General features: G+C 36.0%; 15 protein-coding genes and 3 pseudogenes. 2 read left to right on the top strand and 16 right to left on the bottom strand.

From position 1 onward, the window contains the following. Positions 1–97 precede the first annotated feature (97 nt). From J7E67_RS02785 to J7E67_RS02710, 16 genes and pseudogenes are all read right to left on the bottom strand, one after another. Entirely contained in the window at positions 98–943 is an 846-nt protein-coding gene (locus J7E67_RS02785; protein WP_214730947.1) for an aldo/keto reductase, read from the bottom strand. A gap of 332 nt (positions 944–1,275) precedes the next feature. Beyond that, positions 1,276–2,259 (bottom strand): aldo/keto reductase, encoded by a 984-nt coding sequence (locus J7E67_RS02780; protein WP_214719121.1) that lies wholly within the window; start codon positions 2,257–2,259, stop codon positions 1,276–1,278. 252 nt (positions 2,260–2,511) lie between these two features. After that, the gene (locus tag J7E67_RS02775; protein WP_308161336.1) at positions 2,512–3,318 is read right to left on the bottom strand and encodes a low temperature requirement protein A; all 807 of its coding nucleotides are present in this window, start codon (positions 3,316–3,318) and stop codon (positions 2,512–2,514) included. Continuing rightward, positions 3,287–3,589, bottom strand: a complete 303-nt coding sequence (locus J7E67_RS32215; RefSeq protein ID WP_214730935.1) for a low temperature requirement protein A — start codon at positions 3,587–3,589, stop codon at positions 3,287–3,289. Before J7E67_RS32215 ends, J7E67_RS02775 begins: the two co-directional genes overlap by 32 nt. Positions 3,590–3,868: 279 nt before the next feature. Continuing rightward, positions 3,869–4,237 (bottom strand): nuclear transport factor 2 family protein, encoded by a 369-nt coding sequence (locus tag J7E67_RS02765; protein WP_214730933.1) that lies wholly within the window; start codon positions 4,235–4,237, stop codon positions 3,869–3,871. Between the two features lie 250 nt (positions 4,238–4,487). Then, positions 4,488–4,814 (bottom strand): rhodanese-like domain-containing protein, encoded by a 327-nt coding sequence (locus J7E67_RS02760; protein ID WP_214730931.1) that lies wholly within the window; start codon positions 4,812–4,814, stop codon positions 4,488–4,490. A gap of 18 nt (positions 4,815–4,832) precedes the next feature. Beyond that, a pseudogene (locus tag J7E67_RS02755) lies at positions 4,833–5,138 on the bottom strand (GNAT family N-acetyltransferase); the annotation flags it as partial. Between the two features lie 398 nt (positions 5,139–5,536). Next, a complete protein-coding gene (locus J7E67_RS02750; RefSeq protein WP_214719131.1) occupies positions 5,537–6,757 on the bottom strand; it encodes a cation:proton antiporter in 1,221 nt (406 codons plus the stop codon). Positions 6,758–6,962: 205 nt separating this feature from the next. Next, positions 6,963–8,171, bottom strand: a pseudogene (locus tag J7E67_RS02745) (cation:proton antiporter); the annotation flags it as partial. A gap of 681 nt (positions 8,172–8,852) precedes the next feature. Further along, positions 8,853–9,035: a hypothetical protein gene (locus J7E67_RS02740; protein WP_214719135.1), complete on the bottom strand. Its 183-nt coding sequence runs from the start codon at positions 9,033–9,035 to the stop codon at positions 8,853–8,855. Positions 9,036–9,411: 376 nt separating this feature from the next. Then, the gene (locus J7E67_RS02735; RefSeq protein ID WP_214730927.1) at positions 9,412–10,596 is read right to left on the bottom strand and encodes an MFS transporter; all 1,185 of its coding nucleotides are present in this window, start codon (positions 10,594–10,596) and stop codon (positions 9,412–9,414) included. 168 nt (positions 10,597–10,764) lie between these two features. Continuing rightward, a complete protein-coding gene (locus tag J7E67_RS02730) occupies positions 10,765–11,823 on the bottom strand; it encodes an NAD(P)-dependent alcohol dehydrogenase (protein WP_214730925.1) in 1,059 nt (352 codons plus the stop codon). A gap of 238 nt (positions 11,824–12,061) precedes the next feature. After that, the gene (locus J7E67_RS02725) at positions 12,062–12,502 is read right to left on the bottom strand and encodes a nuclear transport factor 2 family protein (protein ID WP_214730923.1); all 441 of its coding nucleotides are present in this window, start codon (positions 12,500–12,502) and stop codon (positions 12,062–12,064) included. A 100-nt stretch (positions 12,503–12,602) separates the two neighbouring features. Then, positions 12,603–13,043 (bottom strand): nuclear transport factor 2 family protein, encoded by a 441-nt coding sequence (locus J7E67_RS02720; RefSeq protein ID WP_214730921.1) that lies wholly within the window; start codon positions 13,041–13,043, stop codon positions 12,603–12,605. A 104-nt stretch (positions 13,044–13,147) separates the two neighbouring features. Then, complete coding sequence (locus J7E67_RS02715; protein WP_214730919.1) at positions 13,148–13,735, bottom strand: NAD(P)H-binding protein; 588 nt, start codon at positions 13,733–13,735, stop codon at positions 13,148–13,150. Between the two features lie 232 nt (positions 13,736–13,967). After that, a pseudogene (locus tag J7E67_RS02710) lies at positions 13,968–14,931 on the bottom strand (aldo/keto reductase). Positions 14,932–15,160: 229 nt separating this feature from the next. Here J7E67_RS02710 and J7E67_RS02705 point away from each other — a divergent pair. Further along, positions 15,161–15,706 (top strand): TetR/AcrR family transcriptional regulator, encoded by a 546-nt coding sequence (locus J7E67_RS02705; protein ID WP_214719144.1) that lies wholly within the window; start codon positions 15,161–15,163, stop codon positions 15,704–15,706. A gap of 941 nt (positions 15,707–16,647) precedes the next feature. After that, positions 16,648–17,871 carry an IS110 family RNA-guided transposase gene (locus J7E67_RS02700; protein WP_214730917.1) on the top strand — a complete coding sequence of 408 codons (1,224 nt, stop codon included), beginning with the start codon at positions 16,648–16,650 and terminating at the stop codon, positions 17,869–17,871. Positions 17,872–17,964 lie beyond the last annotated feature (93 nt).

The raw sequence follows: 17,964 nt of genomic DNA, 5'->3' as shown, positions 1-17,964 counted from the left end.
AGGTACTTTTTCAGTGGCCTCTAGAAATAATGAAGGGAGTTTTCTGTGCTATTAATCCCGATGTTAATACTGAATAGGGATTTACATTCTTTCTAGTTTATTTGCCTAGTCCTGATAAGAATTCAACTGTTTCTGGATCGTAATGAGAGAAGAATAAACTTTGTTCTTGATCTAATTTCGCAATTTTATCCATGTCTTCATTTGTTAAAGCAAAATTAAAGACATCAAAATTTTGAATCATTCGTTCTTTCGATACCGTTTTAGGAATGACCACAACATTACGTTGTATTAGGTAACGAAGAGCCACTTGAGCAACAGATTTACCATATTGCTCACCAATGCTTTTTAGGATTTCATTATTAAAGAAATCATTTCTTCCTTCAGCAAAAGGTCCCCAAGACTCAATTTGAGTCCCGTATTTTTCCATGATTTTTTGGGCTCGTTTTTGTTGGTTAAACACATGTGTTTCGACTTGGTTCACCATTGGAGTAATTTCACTAAACTGTGCGATATCAATGAAACGATCAGGATAGAAATTACTTACACCAATAGCTTTGATTTTTCCAGCTTTATAATACTCTTCCATAGCACGATACGTTCCGTAGTAATCATTAAATGGTTGATGAATAAGCAGTAAATCAATGTAGTCTGTTTGTAGCTTTCGTAAAGACTCCTCTATTGATGCTTTAGCTTTTTCATAACCGGCATTTGAAATCCAAACTTTTGTGGTAATGAAGAATTCCGCGCGGGGTATACCACTTTTACGAACTGCATTCCCTACAGCTTCTTCATTCCCATAAGCTTGGGCAGTATCGATTGAACGGTACCCCACTTCAATTGCTTCAGCAACAACACGTTCACATTCTTCAAGTTCCGGAATTTGATATACGCCGAAACCTAAAATTGGCATCTTTATTCCATTTGATAAAGTAATAGTTTCCATCATAGATTCCTCCTATATGGGTTTACTAACTTTTGACTTCCATTCAATCAAAAATGACCCTTAATTTTGTTCCCGTTGATGTATTAAGTAACATCTGTGTATAATTTTAATACAAAACTGAGATGCTTCAATGGTTAAATTCGGAAGATTTGTTTATTAGTTCACAAATCCAATAAAATTGTGTAATAAATTTAATGAATGCTATTCATGAATCATTTCACTATAATCTTCTTCAATCTCACACATCAAAAACTCCCTTCTAGAAATAATGAACGGAGTTTTAGTGTAATGATGGTTATAATTTTTCCCCATTAAAAATGTCTCATGATAACCTAAACTAAGGGACCAACTACTGAGTGTGGTACATATGGTTCCTCTAGTGATATTATTTCTTCAGGTGTTAACTTGATTGAAAGTGCTGGTACTGCTTCTTCAAGATGTGATATCTTTGTAGCGCCAATAATAGGAGCTGTTACCGGTTCCTTTTGCAGCAACCAAGCAAGTGCAATTTGGGCGCGAGGTACACCTCGTTTTTCAGCAATTGTTGCAACCTGCTTTGCAATTAATCTGTCCGTATCGGCAGTAGCATCATATTTAGACTTCTGAACTTGGTCAGTTTCAGAACGATGCGTTGCTTCCGACCAATCTCGCGTTAGTCTTCCTGATGCAAGAGGGCTATACGGAATCACACCGATTTTTTCTTCTTTACATAACGGTAGCATTTCACGTTCCTCTTCACGATACAAAAGGTTTAAATGATTCTGCATTGATACAAACCGGGTCCAACCATTTTTTTCAGCCACATGATTTGCCTTCAAAAATTGCCATGCTAACATAGCTGAAGCACCAATATATCTTACCTTGCCAGCCTTCACGACATCATGCAATGCTTCCATCGTCTCTTCAATCGGTGTGTTATAATCCCATCGATGAATTTGGTACAAATCCACATAATCTGTTCCGAGACGTGTAATACTCTTATCAATTTCACTCATAATATGCTTTCGAGAAAGACCTTTACCATTTGGACCTTCGTGCATAGGGAAATAAACCTTCGTTGCAATGACAATTTCATCCCGATTTGCATAATCCTTTAGAGCACGTCCCACAATTTCTTCGCTTGTTCCGTCGGAATATACATTTGCTGTGTCAAAAAAATTGATCCCTAACTCAAGGGCTTTTTTAATAATTGGGCGACTGCGCTCTTCATCAATGACCCAAGGATGGACCCATCGTTCAGCAACACCAAAACCCATACATCCAAGGCAAAGGCGGGATACATCTAAACCCGTATTTCCAAGTTTTACATAATCCATTTGATTTGTCCTCCCTTTCAAAAAACATCGTTAACCATTTCCTATTATAATCAGAAAGAAAGCACTCTCATATTGTCAATAAATCGAAATTTGTGTATTACTTAACAAAACAAATAAAATTGTTCATTATCTTTGAAAGTTGTAGGGAATATATATAAAATCAACTCAATAGCTCCAACAACAGTAGACTGTCAGAAAAATGCCTCTAAAGCAGAAAGAGAATTTTCCATTATACAGTATAAAAAACATTGTTCAGAGCCTAATTCCTTTATTCTTATTTACAGACCTAGTTATCATCCCAGATAGCACAACCAGGAGAATAGTAACGACGATCAAAGAGAAAAATGCCTTTGTGAAGTTAGTTAGGAATCCGGACATTACTAGACTTAGCCCTCCCACTATTCTGTAGTATGGGACTTTCCTAGTTATATACCATAGATACCATCCTTGAGATATTAGGTAGAGGATAGGACCACCAAATAGAAGAGTGGTCATTGATGCCGATGTCCCCGCATAAGGGTGCTCAATCGCAAGCTCAATTCCTACAGCAAACACAATTAATCCCGCTACCGTTACTATTAGACCGTTCATTGCTAGTCTTGCAGCTAGAATCGGATTTGTAGTTTGCTCAGTATAGTGTACTACCAGATGGTCTGAACCACCGAAATAAAGTGCCCATAGTGCTACTATGGATGCGAGAGAACATATTCCTATAACCAGTGTGATAAAACTAATTGGTGCTGCTGATATGGCTCTACCCGTCGTTAAAACGATCTCTCCCAGAGCAATAATTAAGAAAAGCCTACATCTTTCAACCATATGTTCCGCATCAAATTCTACATTTTCGGATCTGAGAACACGACCAGGAAATGGATGGGCAAACCATGTTCCTATGATGTCAATTCCTGCTGCAATGCCCCACCATGTAAGCCTCTCTTCGCTATCAGCAAACGAACCTATAATCCAGAGTGGTGTAGTAGCAAGAATCCATCCGAGCATTCTTGAGTAATGAGCTTTAAGACCAGTTTCAGCAAAAGTAGTAAATAATCCATTTCCTATCTGACATAAGAAACGGAGTTACAAATGTCCACGCGGCTACTCCAAATGCACGATGAATAGAAGCGAACATGAATAGCCCTAAAAGCATCACGATAAGCATCATCCACTGAGTCTGAGTTTTTCCGACATGTATGAGAGTGGCTTCAAAACTTGTATATGACCATACATTATATACGGCAATCAGGAGCACTATCATTTCCACCAAACCATGCCAGTTGAGGTGATGCAGCAAATGTTCCGAAATCTGGGTCAGTGCAAATACAAATCCCAAGTCGAAAATCAGTTAAAGAGGAGAAATCTCATACTTATCTGTGGATTCTTTTACATTTCCCTGCATTAACTCAATTTCCTCCTGTTAATTAGAAAAATAAAAAATAATAACTAATTATGGAATAACAAGTTAATGTTACCCCCATTACCACACTGATATGCAGAAAATGCATAAACCCTATTAAATCCTTGGCACTATTGTGACTGAACAAGGCTTTAATAGGGTCTCCATTTTTTGAAATGCTAAATTATGTGGTGGTTATCTTATTATTTCTGTATTTTATCTACTTGTTGCAATAGTCCTCACCGGATACCAATTGTCTCCACGTTTCTCAAAATGCATTTTCATTTGCATACTCCAAGTGTTTCTAAAACCATAAATTCTTGCATCGATTTTAGTAATACAAATGAGAATAGCAGTATTACCATCTATTGTGATGATTGTTTTTTGAGGCATCGTTTTGAAGTATTTCATTTGTTCATTTTCTATTTGTTCAAGCCATTCCTGCTTAGGTTGATGATACCCAGTTATGTGTACTAATACGTAATTGTCATCAAGGATGTTTTCCAATGTCTCAGTGTCTTTATTAACCAATGCGTCATCAATTCGTTGATAAACTGCTAGGATTTTTTGTTTATCTTCACTCATTTTTAACTTGCAACCTCCTCAAAAAAATTTTCCAAAGCATTCTTTATTAATGCCAACAATTTTTAATAACGGAACCTAATGTTTAAAATTAATCCCGTTTTTTTACTTCATCCATAGCCCCCCATCGTACATTTCATTGTTTCTACTTATTTAACCATACCTTTTTATTTCTGCAGTTATAATGCTTTCTGCCATTATTATGTCCAATCATGCATGTAAACTGCTGGATTCTTCATCAGTCAGGACAATATCACCTAATTATTGTATATCCTACAACACGAAAACCTTTTTTTCTTAAGAAGCGTATTCCAATATTTTTTTCAAGTGGGTTTAATACAACTAAATGAATATCCTTACTAGGAATTTCGTTAAAATTCCTTTTTAAATATGCCAAAGGGATATTAACAGCTCCATTAATAGGATTCTTGTATGAATCATTAAAATCTCTTACATCGATTACCTTGATTTCATCTAAATTAAGGTCTTTCACATTGGTACAAAAAGCACCAAATACCGGAAAATATCTATTATATAAAATGAAGGCTACAGCTAAGGCAGTGAAAAATAAAAATGTCATTTAATCCCTCCCAATTAACTAGGCTTCTAGTAAATGCGAAGAGTCTGTATTTAATAGACAATTTCTTAATAGATGTAAAGTGTATTGATCTTTTGAGATTTCATATAGATCATAGATATTTCGATCTGCGTTAATTTTCTTGTACATCGATTTTCTTGTTTCATTTGCTTTTACAACATAAGGCAGTTTTTCGGCAGCTTTTATGGAACGGATATTTTCTTTCCGAATCTTCATAAAGACGGATTCAATCCCCCATTCGTAAAATATTTCATTAAAAAAAGCGTCTTTAGCAACGCTATTATAACCTTTACCGTGATACGGTTTAATATTTCATTTTATTTTCCTTTATTTTTAAATACATGTTCCTAAAAATATACATCAATCAATTATTTCTCACATGTATACAATTATAAATTGATATATGATTTCTGCAATTGCTAAATATCCAAGAATCGTGCATTAGTGCACAGATCAATTAAAATTGTGAATGATTTACAAGGTCTCTACAAAATAAAAAATTAAGATATTAAGAGAATTCTGCAATAAGGTAATTTAAAATCAGGAAAACATTAACCAATTGCATTAATTGGCTAACCCATCTTATTTAGAGCCTCTAAAAGAAATGGAAATTAATAAGGATTACTCAGGTAAAAGATTTAAAATGAGTGAAATACTAAGTCTCCAAAACCAGTCAACTTTGTATTATTGGAGACCATTTTTCTTTAGATTAAATTATTTGGCTCACTCTCATGAACCTCTATATTTTCCTTTTTCCATTCGTTAACACATGTATAAATCTGTCTCAAAGCGTTAGTGATGGTATTTGATTCCTTCGTCATTAAAGGTCCTGCGATTGCTAAAATAAGTACATAAAGAGCTGTAAATGAGATTAGAATAGAATTCAATCCTGCTGTGATTCCCAATTGTGCTAAAACAATGGAGAACTCCCCTCGTACCATTGTGGTTAGACCAATGTTGGTTGAAGCTTTATAGGATAACCCAGCTCTTCGTCCGGTAATCAATCCAGCCACCACATTTCCTCCAACGGTTAATATAGCAGCTCCTAATGACAGCCAGCTAGCATTAGCTAAGGTTGTTGGATCAATAATTAAGCCAAAATTGAAGAAAAATATTGCCCCAAATAAATCTCTAAACGGAATTACAAGATGTTCAATTCGTTCACGATGCTCCGTTTCAGAAAATACCAGTCCTAATAGCAATGCACCGATTCCCTCTTCAACATGCAGGATTTCTGAAAAACCGGCTACAAAAAACAAAATGGCAAAAATAACTATAGCGAAAATTTCATTTGACTTTATTTTCAACCATTTATTTAACAATGAGGAACCTTTTCGGGCTATAACAAAGAATAACATCATATAACCGAATGAAATCATGACTGACGTGATTATTCCTAAGACTGATGCAGATTCAGCAAGCAGGATTCCCGAAATAGTCGCTAAATATAGTGCCAAGAAAAGATCCTCAAACAAAATGATACCTAGAATTAGCCCCGTTTCAGGATTTGCTGTTCTTTTTAAATCCACAAGAACCTTTGCTACAATTGCAGAAGAGGACACGCTTAAAATACCTGCAATAATAAATGTCTCCATCCACGACATGTCCGTAATGATACCATAAGCTATGCCTAGACCAAAATTGATTGCAACGTGTATACTACCTCCGACTAAAATATTGCGCCCAGATTTTATTAGTTTTCCTACTGAGAATTCCAGTCCTAAGTAAAATAGGAGAAATAGGACACCAATACGTCCCAAAAATTGAATGATATCATTACTTTTGATAAATTCTAAATGTGGACCAACTACCATCCCCAAAATAATCAAAAATGGAACAGTCGAAAACTTCAACTTATTTGCAATAATTGAGCCAAGTGCAACTAGAATAAGTGCTGTACCAATCTCAAATACTAAATGATTCATCTATATCTTCCCCTCTTGTTGAAAAAATTTACATAAACGTTTTTATAAGTTTTTTAAACTGTTTTATATAATTTTAATAATCATGAATTAAAAAACTTTGGCTTCAGCTTGTTAAAAGAATGTATTGAATAAAATTCCCCGTACCGTGCAAGTACAGGGGTTATAATTGGAGTTATCTTGTTACATGAAGAGTATATTAAGCGGCTTTCAAAGTTTTTTCTTCTGCAACACTACGTGGTAACATTTTTTTAAAAACGACTGGTGTTAATACACAGGAAATGACTGCAACAAGAATAAAGGACCCGCCCATTTCTGCACTGATTACACCTATTCTTTGACCAATAGTTGCTGCTGCAATCACAAGTGAAAGGGTTGAAGTTAGTAGAAAACCTGAAGCAACTACTGTTTTTTGGCCATACCATTTTCTTAGGATTAAAACAGGAATTAATTTAGACAATAACAGTGCGAAAAGCAGCAGTGGGATTAGTAGCAGCATTTTTTTCTGGCTTAACAATGACCATAGATCCAAATTCACACCAATCATCACAAAAAAGATAGGAATAAAAAATCCATACCCAAAAGAATCCAATTTATGAACCATTTTTTTGTTCGGAGACAGCAAGGATACCAGTACCCCCGCAAGAAACGCCCCAAGTATGTTCTCAGCTCCAACAAACTCCGATATAGCGACCAATACAATTAGAAGCGTAAAAATTGCTCTTGTACCTATCTGTGTGGTTCCTGATGCCAAAACTGAAACAAATTTTCGTCCCTTAAACCTGTTGGCTACTAGATAGAGTACCACGCCGGCTACAAATAAAATTAAGATCATCCAAACATTTCCGCTGTCTTTACTATTTAATGAAACAAACACGGCAAGAAGGATCATTGTAACAAGATCAGCAATAACAGCGGTAAGCAAGATAATCTGTCCAATGTTTGTCTTCATCAAATGAGCTTCCTTTAACGTAGGGACAACAACGCCTAGGGAAATCGTTGATATAATTAAAGTCATAAGTAAGACATTATCAATAAAGCCTGCGAGAACAAATAGATAAGATAATGCTACGGAAGCAATGAAAATCCCTGCAAAAATCATGCCTGCAATCAGAAAGCTATTTGGTTGAACTTTCGCTACTCTTGATTTCTTCCCTTTCTTGATGGAAAAGGTACTAAAGTCAATTTCCAGTCCACTTAAAAACATGAGAAATAAAAAACCTAGAGTTGATAGGATTTCGAGCCAAGCATCTTCATGCACAAGATTAAATCCACTCTTCCCAATGATTAACCCCATAATGATTTCAGCAACCACTACAGGAACAAAGCGCATTTTTAACTGATGTAACAGGATTGGTGTAAAAAACGCGACAATAGTTACAATTAAAAGCGATATAATTGAAGTATGCTGTTCCATCCGAAATCCTCCTTTAATCAAAATATTTTGGAAAACTCCACATTTTCGCTGAAGAAGTGTGTTGTTTGTGTTATACAATATAGATGTCAATAAATAATTACATTGAAATATACTATTGAACATCTGTTTATTATTATAATGACATTTAGAATGCTTTCAATTGTTAATTTGTATCAATTTGTTACTTATTGAACAAATCTGTTCAATTTGTAAATTATATTGGTCTTTATAATGGATAAATTAATACTTATTAAGACCAAATTTTAGGGTCAATTAGTAACAGCCTCTTTGATATCATTAATTTTCCTGGACTCTTGCATAAATGAAAAAAACTCCGCAACCAAATGGTTTGGAGTCTTGTATGTTTGCTAAAATTAATGTTTTGATTTCAACTTTTTACGCCCTAAAATACTTTTTTGTTTTTCTTCACGCATTAAGGAAAAGGTATGTCCTATAGCCTCCGTAATAGCCCAACCATACCTTCAAAAACCCAAAACAGCGATAGCCCTGCCTCTCTACCGCCCTTACGGTTCCGAGACCGTTCCAGAAGGAATTGGGATCAAATGTTAATAGTCTTTACGGTTTGATTTCAAAAAAATATCAAAGTTAGAATTTAAAAATTTTAAATTGCCAGGACTTTTTGTATAATACAAATTGATTTAATCGTTAATTAACAGCCTATTAGCTGATTTTTTCCTTTTGTCCATGCGAAGCTTCTTCCATTAAATTAAATATAGCTTCTATACCATTCTTTTGAATCTCTTCAAGTAGTTTTTTTAATCGTTCTTTACGTCGATTAGCAGCCTCCCCCATACCACTGGAGGCAACAGTAGTAATGTCAACTTTTTTGTAAATATTAGACATACTAATCTTCCTTTCTTTAATGAAAAAGGTTGGTAAAAAAATAAATAAATGTATATAAACGAACTGCATATTACAATAAACAAAACTAGTACAAACTTTTTTCAAAGAACACACCTTATATATTGGTGCACAAAAAATATATTTGTTAAAAACCTTTTAAGAGGTTTCCTTATAAGAGAAAAAAAACTATTTTTAACAGTGAATACCTTCCCCTCTCTGCTACACCCAAATTTCCCCTTTACTTCAAGAAAAGAGCCAACTGTGTTTGTTACACAATTAGCTCCTTTTGCTCTATGTGGGTTCATTTTGCGATTTACCACTATTTTTTATAGACTTTTACTGTACTCCCAAATTAAGCGGTTATTTTCTTATGTGATTATCCCTTCTCTGTAATACTTTTTTTAGATGTAAAGGAAATTAATGGGATAGCTGCAATAAGAACAGCAATTACAACAGATCCTGCTCCAATCCAGGTAATCGATAGCATGGATGAGTTTCCTGTAACAATTCCCCCAATACCAGCACCAGCGGCAATTCCTATCTGGATAACAGAGCTGTTAAGGCTTAGTAAAATGCCAGAGGCTTCTGGAACAATGGAGACCAGGTTAAAATTCTGAGTTGTTGAGAATGCCCATATTGCGATCGCCCACAGTATAAGCAACGCAATATTTAAGAATACCGAACCAGTAACAGTAGACAAGATTGCAGAAAGTAATGTCAGAGCAAGAACTTGAGCGCCCATTGTTCCACCGATTGTTTTTGCCGGACCAATTCGATCCGCCAGGAATCCACCAAACTTAGAGCCTACTAAACTTGCAATACCTAATGCAAAAAAGACAACACTAATTTCCCCATCGCTTAGAGACATAACGGTAGACAGGAATGGAGACATAAAGGTATTAACTATCGAATAACTGATAAATACAAAGAATGTGATGCCTAGCGCAATAGTTATGTTAGGCTTTTTTAATAGAGCAAGTTGTTCTCTTAGAGGTACAGGTACTTCTGCTTCTGTGGCTGGAATTGTTTTTGCAACTGCAAAAATCGCAAGCAATGATAATAGACCAATTCCCCAGAAGATAACTCTCCAGTCATATGATTCCGCAACAACACGACCAATAGGTACACCTATAACAAGAGCTAGACTAAAACCTGCAAAAACAGTTGCAATTGCTCCAGCCTGCCGTTCTGGCTGTGCGAGTTTTGGTGCGACACTCATAGCAGTTACCACAAAAACACCTGTTCCTACAGCGAGAACAGCGCGAGATACTATTAAAAAGAAGAAACCTGAAAGTGATACTGTCAGAACGCTTCCAAGAACTAAAATTAAAAGAGAAAGCATTAATATCTTTCGACGGTCTGTTTTTGCCAACGCCATCATTACGATTGGCGGTCCAAACGCATAAGCAATTGCGAAGACAGTAATTAGTTGTCCTGCCGCTGAAACTGAAATATTAGCTGTTTCCGCTACTTTGTCTAATATACCCGCAATAACGAACTCCGCTGTACCAACAAAGAATCCTATGAAGGCTAATAAATATATTTTCCAATTGTTACCCATAAAAAGTTTTCCCCTTTGTATAAATATTATTTTATAAATGTAAATAAGAACAAAATCCATGAACCGTGAATAATTTGTTCGAATATTCCCAGTTAATTCAGATGGGGTAAACCGAGGCTACCGGCTTCCCCATCTTATTCAAAGGCTATAGACTAGATTTAGATATTTTTATAATGTAGACATGTCGATAACAAATCGATATCGTACATCACTACAAAGAACGCGTTCATACGCTTCATCAACTTGGTCAGCACTTATCAACTCAATCATAGGTGCAATACCATGTTCAGCAGAGAAATCTAGCATTTCTTGTGTTTCCTGAATCCCGCCAACATTTGAACCTGCAATGCTACGACGACCCATTATTAAGGAAAACACACTGTACTTATCTTGCTGGGCTGGTGCACCCACATTTACAAGAGTTCCATCTACACGAAGCAAGGATAAATAAGCATCAACATCAAGATTTGCAGACACGGTATTTAAAATGAGATCAAATTGACCAGCCAACTCAGTGAATGTAGCAGGATTATTGGTTGCATAGTAATGATCAGCGCCAAAACCAAGGGCTTCCTCTTTCTTATTCAAAGTCTGACTTAACGCAGTTACTTCAGCACCCATAGCATGAGCAAATTGAACCGCAATGTGTCCAAGACCACCCATACCAACAACCGCTACCTTCTTACCTGGTCCTACGTTCCAATGTTTTAAAGGAGAGTAAGTTGTGATGCCTGCGCATAATAATGGGCTTGCAACATCCAATTCCAAACTATCTGGTATACTAACAAGGAACTTTTCCTTTACAACTATTTTTTGGCTATATCCACCGTAAGTTAGATTGCCATCATAGTCTAATGAATTAAATACCATGACAACACCTTTTGTACAAAATTGCTCATCACCACGGAGGCAATATTCGCATTCCCCACAGGAGTTGACAAAGCAACCAACGCCAACACGATAACCAACAGCAAATTTTGTCACTTCTGACCCTACTGCTGTTACAACTCCTGCAATTTCGTGACCAGGAACCATTGGGAAGATTCCAGTACCCCACTCGTTGTATGCAAAGTGAATATCGGAGTGGCAAATACCGCAATACTTAATATCGATTAAGATGTCATCCGGTCTTAATACTCTGCGCTCAATTGTAGTCTTTTCAAATGGGGCTTTTGCATTTGGAACGCTTAATACACGGGTAGACATGTTTATATGATTATTGCACATAAGAGAAAATTCAATCCTTTCTTGTTACCATTTTCACACCTGAGAATGTATAGTGGAAATTTTAAAATTATGGATGAAGGTAATACATTTAAGTGTACTGTTTTCGTAATTTGATCCAGCTTATTCTAGTTAAAAAATGACTGGATAGCCTTTTCCACTAGTCCAGTCATTTTCAGGTTCTGTTTTTTTACAGCATAAAAAATTTGATCCTTAAGCTATAGTTCCAACTATAAACAAATTAGCTTTTTAATATTCGTCTATCATTAATCGTAAAGTGAGAAATACGGGTCTGTATTAACCAAGTTCCGTTCTGACGCATATATTCATCGTGATAGATGATACTACTATCAGTGATAACTTCTTTCCCATCTTCTTCGCTTACTAATTTAACTTGGCAGTATGAAACACCAGTTGCAGAATCGCCATCTACTTTGACAACCAGTTGTCCGTTCATGTGGAATGAACGTTTTACATTAGCGGTAAAACTTGTGAATACTTCTTCCAATTGTTTTGTTCCTGAAATATCAAACAATAAATCATCACCCATGTAAACCTTAACTGTCGTATCAGGGGTAAATAAAGGCATTTGTTCTGGAATCTTTTTTTCATCTGCCAAATTTGCGAAAGTATCAACTAATTCTTTTATTTCTGATTTTGCTTGTAAAATTTCTAACGACATGAAATTTCCTCCTAATTTTTACTGATTTTGTGTTAATAATTTCTGTTCCTGTGATTTATTTATAGTATCCTTTGGGAGACAAATTCCGCAATCCCATAGATTAGCTTTGTAATGTTCGTTTGTCATTAATCATAAAGTGAGAAATACGGGTCTTGATTAACCAAGTTCCGTTTTGACGCACATATTCATCGTGATAGATGATACTACTATCGGTGATAACTTCTTTACCCTCTTCTTCGCTCACTAATTTAACTTGACAGTATGAAACACCAGTTGCAGAATCACCATCCACTTTGACAACCAATTGTCCGTTCATGTGGTAGGAACGTTTTACATTAGCGGTAAAACTTGTGAATACTTCCTCCAATTGTTTTGTCCCTGAAATATCAAACAATAAATCATCACCCATATAAACCTTAACTATGGTATCAGGGGTAAATAAAGGCATTTGTTCTGGAATCTTTTTTTCATCTGCCAAATTTGCGAAAGTATCAACTAATTCTTTTATTTCTGTTTTTGCTTGTAAAATTTCTAATGACATGAAATTCCCTCCTAATTTTTACTGTTCTTGTAATTTCTAGTGAGTTGGTTAAATTTACTTACACTTTATAACCCTATATACTAAGGGATAAAAATTTACCCTACTTATTCAGGTTTATTTACCCCCAAGCTGCGACGAACTTCCAATCCTGGTGTTAAAGCTAATTTAACAATTAAATCTGCAATACTCTTTCGAGATACATCATGCCCTTTAAATGGTTCACCTTTCTGAGTTGTCTCATAGTCAATTTCATCTTTATTGGTAAACCACCCTGGTCTCAAAATCGTATAGTCAAGGTCTGAGGCTTCAATGACCGCAGTAGATTTTCTATAAGGATTTAAGATACTACCATGCCTTTCTCCTGGGACTTCATCATAAATGCCCATTGAGCTAATCCAAATGATACGCTTAAGATCAGTAGCGTCCATTGCCTCCACAATTGTTTTTGCCATTTGTTCTAGATTGCCTGCAAGATTGGCATACACAACATCCTGTCCAATCATAGCTTCTTTTAGTTTTTCAAGGTCTGTAACATCGCCTTCGATTACTCGAACACGATTTGAATCCATATTTTTTGAATTACGTGAGTTTCGCAAATAAAGTGTTAACTGTGCATCGGTTTCTTTAATGAACATATCTATAGCTACACGAGCAAGTGATCCATTTGCTCCAAGAATTAAAACATTAGTCATATTCAATCTTCCTCTCATTCAAAATTGGATGCACTAATAATTCACACATATAAATTATGTGACATCTGTATATAATTATAAACAGATACAAAATGTCTACAATTGTCAAATTTACTCCATTCGTGAATTAGTGCACGAATCAATGAAAACTGTGTAATTATTTTAATAGGATTACAGGATCTCTTGATTAAATTGCTTTCTTATGTGAAAGAGATTTGCTTTATATCGAAAATTATTTAAAGCCGATTATTGGTTGTGGTACATATGGCTCTTCAAGAAAAGTAATTTCTTCAGGTGTTAAATTAATCGAAAGAGCCGCTACCGCATCCTCAAGTTGAGACATTTTCGTGGCACCGACAATAGGTGCTGCTACTGGTTCCGTCTTCAACACCCAGGCAAGTGCAATTTGAGCGCGTGGTACTCCACGTTTTTCTGCAAGCTCAGCAACCCTTTCCACAATCATTCGGTCGCTACCAGCATTGTAAAAGGAACCCTTAGCATCATCTTTTTCAGAACGAGCCGTTGTTTCTCCCAATTGCGTGTCAATTTTCCACTTGCAAGAGGGCTCCACGGAACGACACCAATTTTTTCTTCTTTGCAAAGTGGTAGCATTTCCCTTTCTTCTTCTCTATATAAAAGATTTATTTGATTTTGCATTGCAACGAAACGGGTCCAACCGTTCTTCTCAGCTATATGATTAGCTTTTAGAAACTGCCAAGCAAACATAGAAGATGCTCCAATGTATCTTGCCTTTCCAGCTTTCACAATATCATGCAATGCTTCCATGGTTTTCTTCAATTGGAGTATTGTAATCCCAGCGATGAATATAATAAAGATCAATGTAATCAGATCCCAATCTCTTAAGGCTTTTATCAATTTCAGTCATAATAGCCTTTCGTGAAAGACCTTTACTCTTCGGACCTTCATGCATTGGAAAATAAAGTTACAATTTCTTCTCGATTGGCACACTCCTTTAAAACTCGTCCAACAATTTCTTCACTTGTTCCGTCTGAATAATAATTTGCCGTATCAACAAAATTGATACCTGAATCAAGTGCTTTTTTTATAATAGGACGACTGTTCTCCTCATCAAGTGTCCAAGCGGGATATCCACGTTCCGGCACACCAAAACTCATACAACCAAGACAAAGACGGGATACATCCAAGCCGGTATTTCCAAGTTTCACAAATTCCATTTGAATGTCCTCACTTTCTCTAAAATACAGTTCACTTCGATACTTCCAACCTTCTTGCTAAATTAGATGTCTTTAGAATAAATAAACATTGATGAATTAAGTAACATCTGTGTATAATTTTATACAGAATTGGGATACTTACAATTGTCAATAAATCGTAATTTGTATATTAGTGCACAAACCAATTAAAATCGTGTAATTCTTTAAAGAAAGTTTGGTGGCTTCCATAATGTCTAAGGTAGATAGAAGAATACTCAAATCGCAAGAAGCAATAAAAAAAGCAGTTATTGAACTGATGTCTGAAAAAAGTTTTGATCAGATTACAATACAAGATATTTCCGACAGGGCGAATGTTAGCCGAAGAACCATTTATCTTCATTATATGGATAAATTTGATTTGCTGGACAAGCTCATTGAAGAGCATATCAATGAGCTAAGGGAATTGGCTGAAGCGGCATCAGATATGGATTTTATAGATGGGAATCTGATATGGTTCGAATACTTTGAACGTAATTATTTATTCTTTTCGACAATGTTAGCCAGTAAAGGAGCTCCTTCTTTTCGTAGACAATTTCTTGAGTTTGTCATGGAAGGGCTAAAGGGTGAAGTGAATATATCAGAAGGAAAAAATAACGGAATAAATGAAGAGGTTACTCTTCGATTTATAGCGGGGGCTTACGTAGAGATCGTAGAATGGTGGTTCGCGAATGAAATGCCTTATCCTCCTCAGATTATGGCGGAGCAAGTGGGTATTTTAATTGAGCGGATTGCATAGTTAGATAAATTACTACTTAAATTATGGTTTATAATCGGAGATCGTTATTGTAAACAAAATATATGCTAGTAGCAGCTAAAGATGGAAGTATTCCGAGATGGAAAAATCTTAACGATGGGTCTGACAAATCGAAGAAGATTTAGTTTTATTTTTATGAGGATTGCGTAAAACATCGGGAGTAAAATTATATATAACCAAACTTATTACATTAAAAAAGCCAACTTTTTCTTAGTGAAGATTGGCTTTCCTAACTTTGTGAATAAATTCACTTAAACTAAACTGCTCCGTTAGTCAAATAAGAATATAAGACCGCCGCAGCGTTCCTTCTTGAGCTCTAGCACCCGTTAATAAAAAATTAGATATTCATTCTATTTCATATAAAGTTCTTAATTTCAACCAAGTTTCGTACCAAAATGTTTTCGGTCAATAGGTTTTTCAATCTCTATTTCATTTCCAATTTTAATTATAATCACTGTATCATTCCTGATACTTAACGTATCACCAAAGCTAAAAACCATATCCAAACAGTCTTGTTTATATTACCTTTCTCTTTCATTCGACCATTCAGCTTTTTCGATTGAGGATCTCCTTTTCAAGGTCCATCATCCTTCTCCCTGGCATTTACTTATATCATATTCTATGGATAAATACGGTTTCCTTCTTCAACTATCCTGCCCCGTTAGCCATTCATGAAGCGCAAAAATCAGCGCTTCACCACAGAGAATGAAAATATTGTTAAACCGTCAATACTGATTCTACGGCTGGAGAGGAAGGTCGATGAACTATGGTGCGTTAGAGCCCATCCGTTAGTCTGACTCCAACGACCACGGTGCACCACTGACTGTCGCTCCCTTACGGGAAGCACACATGGTAGATTAATCCTATTCTGGTTGCTGCACCAGCCTCCAATAATATTCATTGCCGTAGAAAGGATGTTTTCAATGGAAGTAGTCATTGAAAGAGCATGTGGTATGGATGTCCATAAGGACAACATTACTGCCTGTATTATGACACCTGAAGGAAAGGAGATTCAAACGTTCTCTACTAAAACTGTATTTCTTTTACAGTTGGTTGACTGGATTAAACAACATAATTGTACCCATGTCGCCATGGAGAGCACGAGTGTTTATTGGAAGCCTATTGTGAATTTACTAGAAGATGAGGATATTGAATTTTTAGTGGTGAATGCCCAACATATGAAGGCAGTTCCAGGACGTAAAACAGATGTTAAGGATGCAGAATGGATTGCCAAACTTCTTCGTCATGGACTGTTGAAAGCTAGTTACATTCCAGATCGTAATCAACGGGAACTACGTGAACTCGTTCGATATCGTCGGAGTATCATTGAGGAACGTGCAAGACAAATCAATCGAATCCAAAAAGTATTAGAAGGAGCGAACATTAAATTGGGTTCAGTTGTTTCAGACGTTTTGGGTGTTTCAGCTCGAGATATGCTTAACGCTATTGCCGAAGGCGAAGAGGATCCTGAAAAACTAGCAAACTTTGCACGTCGCTCGATGAAAAAGAAGAAAGATGAGCTGGAACTCGCACTTAAAGGTTATATTCAATCCCATCAACGTCTAATGTTAAAAACGATTTTAAGACATATTGACTTTTTGACTGAAGAGATTGAGATGCTCGATCAAGAAGTAGCGAAAAGAGTACGTACCAACCAAGAAGATGTGGAACGATTAGATTCTATTCCTGGTATAGCTACCAGGATGGCTGAGCAAATTTTAGCTGAAATCGGTACTGATATTAAGAAACAATTCCCGAGTGCAGCCCATATGTGTTCCTGGGCAGGTTTGGTTCCTGGACAAAACGAGAGTGCCGGAAAAAGAAAATCAGCTAAAACCAAAAAAGGAAATAAGTATTTGAGATCAGCATTAACTGAAGCAGCTCATTCAGTAAAAGGTTCGAAGAACTATCTCGGAGCACTGTATAGGCGTACAGCATCACGAAAAGGAACGAAACGAGCAGGAATCGTCGTCGCTCATGCCATGTTACGTATCTCTTATTATCTCTTAACACGAAAAGAAATGTATGTAGACTTAGGCGAAGACTACTTTGATAAACAGAGACAGCAATCCATTGTCCGGCATTCACTTCGAAGACTTGAAAGTTTAGGATACATCGTTACTTTACAAGAACCAGAAGCATCTTAATCTATTCAACTCAATTCCTAAGATTCATGAATAGGCGCTCTCCCCTTTTTAAAAAATGAAAGAGCTGCGTCTTCTAAACTGGCACCCATGTCA

It is taken from the genome of Bacillus sp. ISL-46, assembly GCF_018613205.1.
The sequence above is the reverse complement of the archived record's forward strand: the minus strand, read 5'-3'. Positions and strand labels throughout refer to the sequence as shown.

Bases quoted from the DNA above. Each gene is read 5' to 3' on its own strand.
- J7E67_RS02715 (WP_214730919.1), bottom strand. From the start codon at position 13,735: ATGACTAATGTTTTAATTCTTGGAGCAAATGGATCACTTGCTCGTGTA.
- J7E67_RS02730 (WP_214730925.1), bottom strand. From the start codon at position 11,823: ATGTGCAATAATCATATAAACATGTCTACCCGTGTATTAAGCGTTCCA.
- J7E67_RS02720 (WP_214730921.1), bottom strand. From the start codon at position 13,043: ATGTCATTAGAAATTTTACAAGCAAAAACAGAAATAAAAGAATTAGTT.
- J7E67_RS02700 (WP_214730917.1), top strand. From the start codon at position 16,648: ATGGAAGTAGTCATTGAAAGAGCATGTGGTATGGATGTCCATAAGGAC.
- J7E67_RS02750 (WP_214719131.1), bottom strand. From the start codon at position 6,757: ATGAATCATTTAGTATTTGAGATTGGTACAGCACTTATTCTAGTTGCA.
- J7E67_RS02765 (WP_214730933.1), bottom strand. From the start codon at position 4,237: ATGAGTGAAGATAAACAAAAAATCCTAGCAGTTTATCAACGAATTGAT.
- J7E67_RS02725 (WP_214730923.1), bottom strand. From the start codon at position 12,502: ATGTCGTTAGAAATTTTACAAGCAAAATCAGAAATAAAAGAATTAGTT.
- J7E67_RS02760 (WP_214730931.1), bottom strand. From the start codon at position 4,814: ATGACATTTTTATTTTTCACTGCCTTAGCTGTAGCCTTCATTTTATAT.
- J7E67_RS02705 (WP_214719144.1), top strand. From the start codon at position 15,161: ATGTCTAAGGTAGATAGAAGAATACTCAAATCGCAAGAAGCAATAAAA.
- J7E67_RS02780 (WP_214719121.1), bottom strand. From the start codon at position 2,259: ATGGATTATGTAAAACTTGGAAATACGGGTTTAGATGTATCCCGCCTT.
- J7E67_RS02785 (WP_214730947.1), bottom strand. From the start codon at position 943: ATGGAAACTATTACTTTATCAAATGGAATAAAGATGCCAATTTTAGGT.
- J7E67_RS02735 (WP_214730927.1), bottom strand. From the start codon at position 10,596: ATGGGTAACAATTGGAAAATATATTTATTAGCCTTCATAGGATTCTTT.
- J7E67_RS02740 (WP_214719135.1), bottom strand. From the start codon at position 9,035: ATGTCTAATATTTACAAAAAAGTTGACATTACTACTGTTGCCTCCAGT.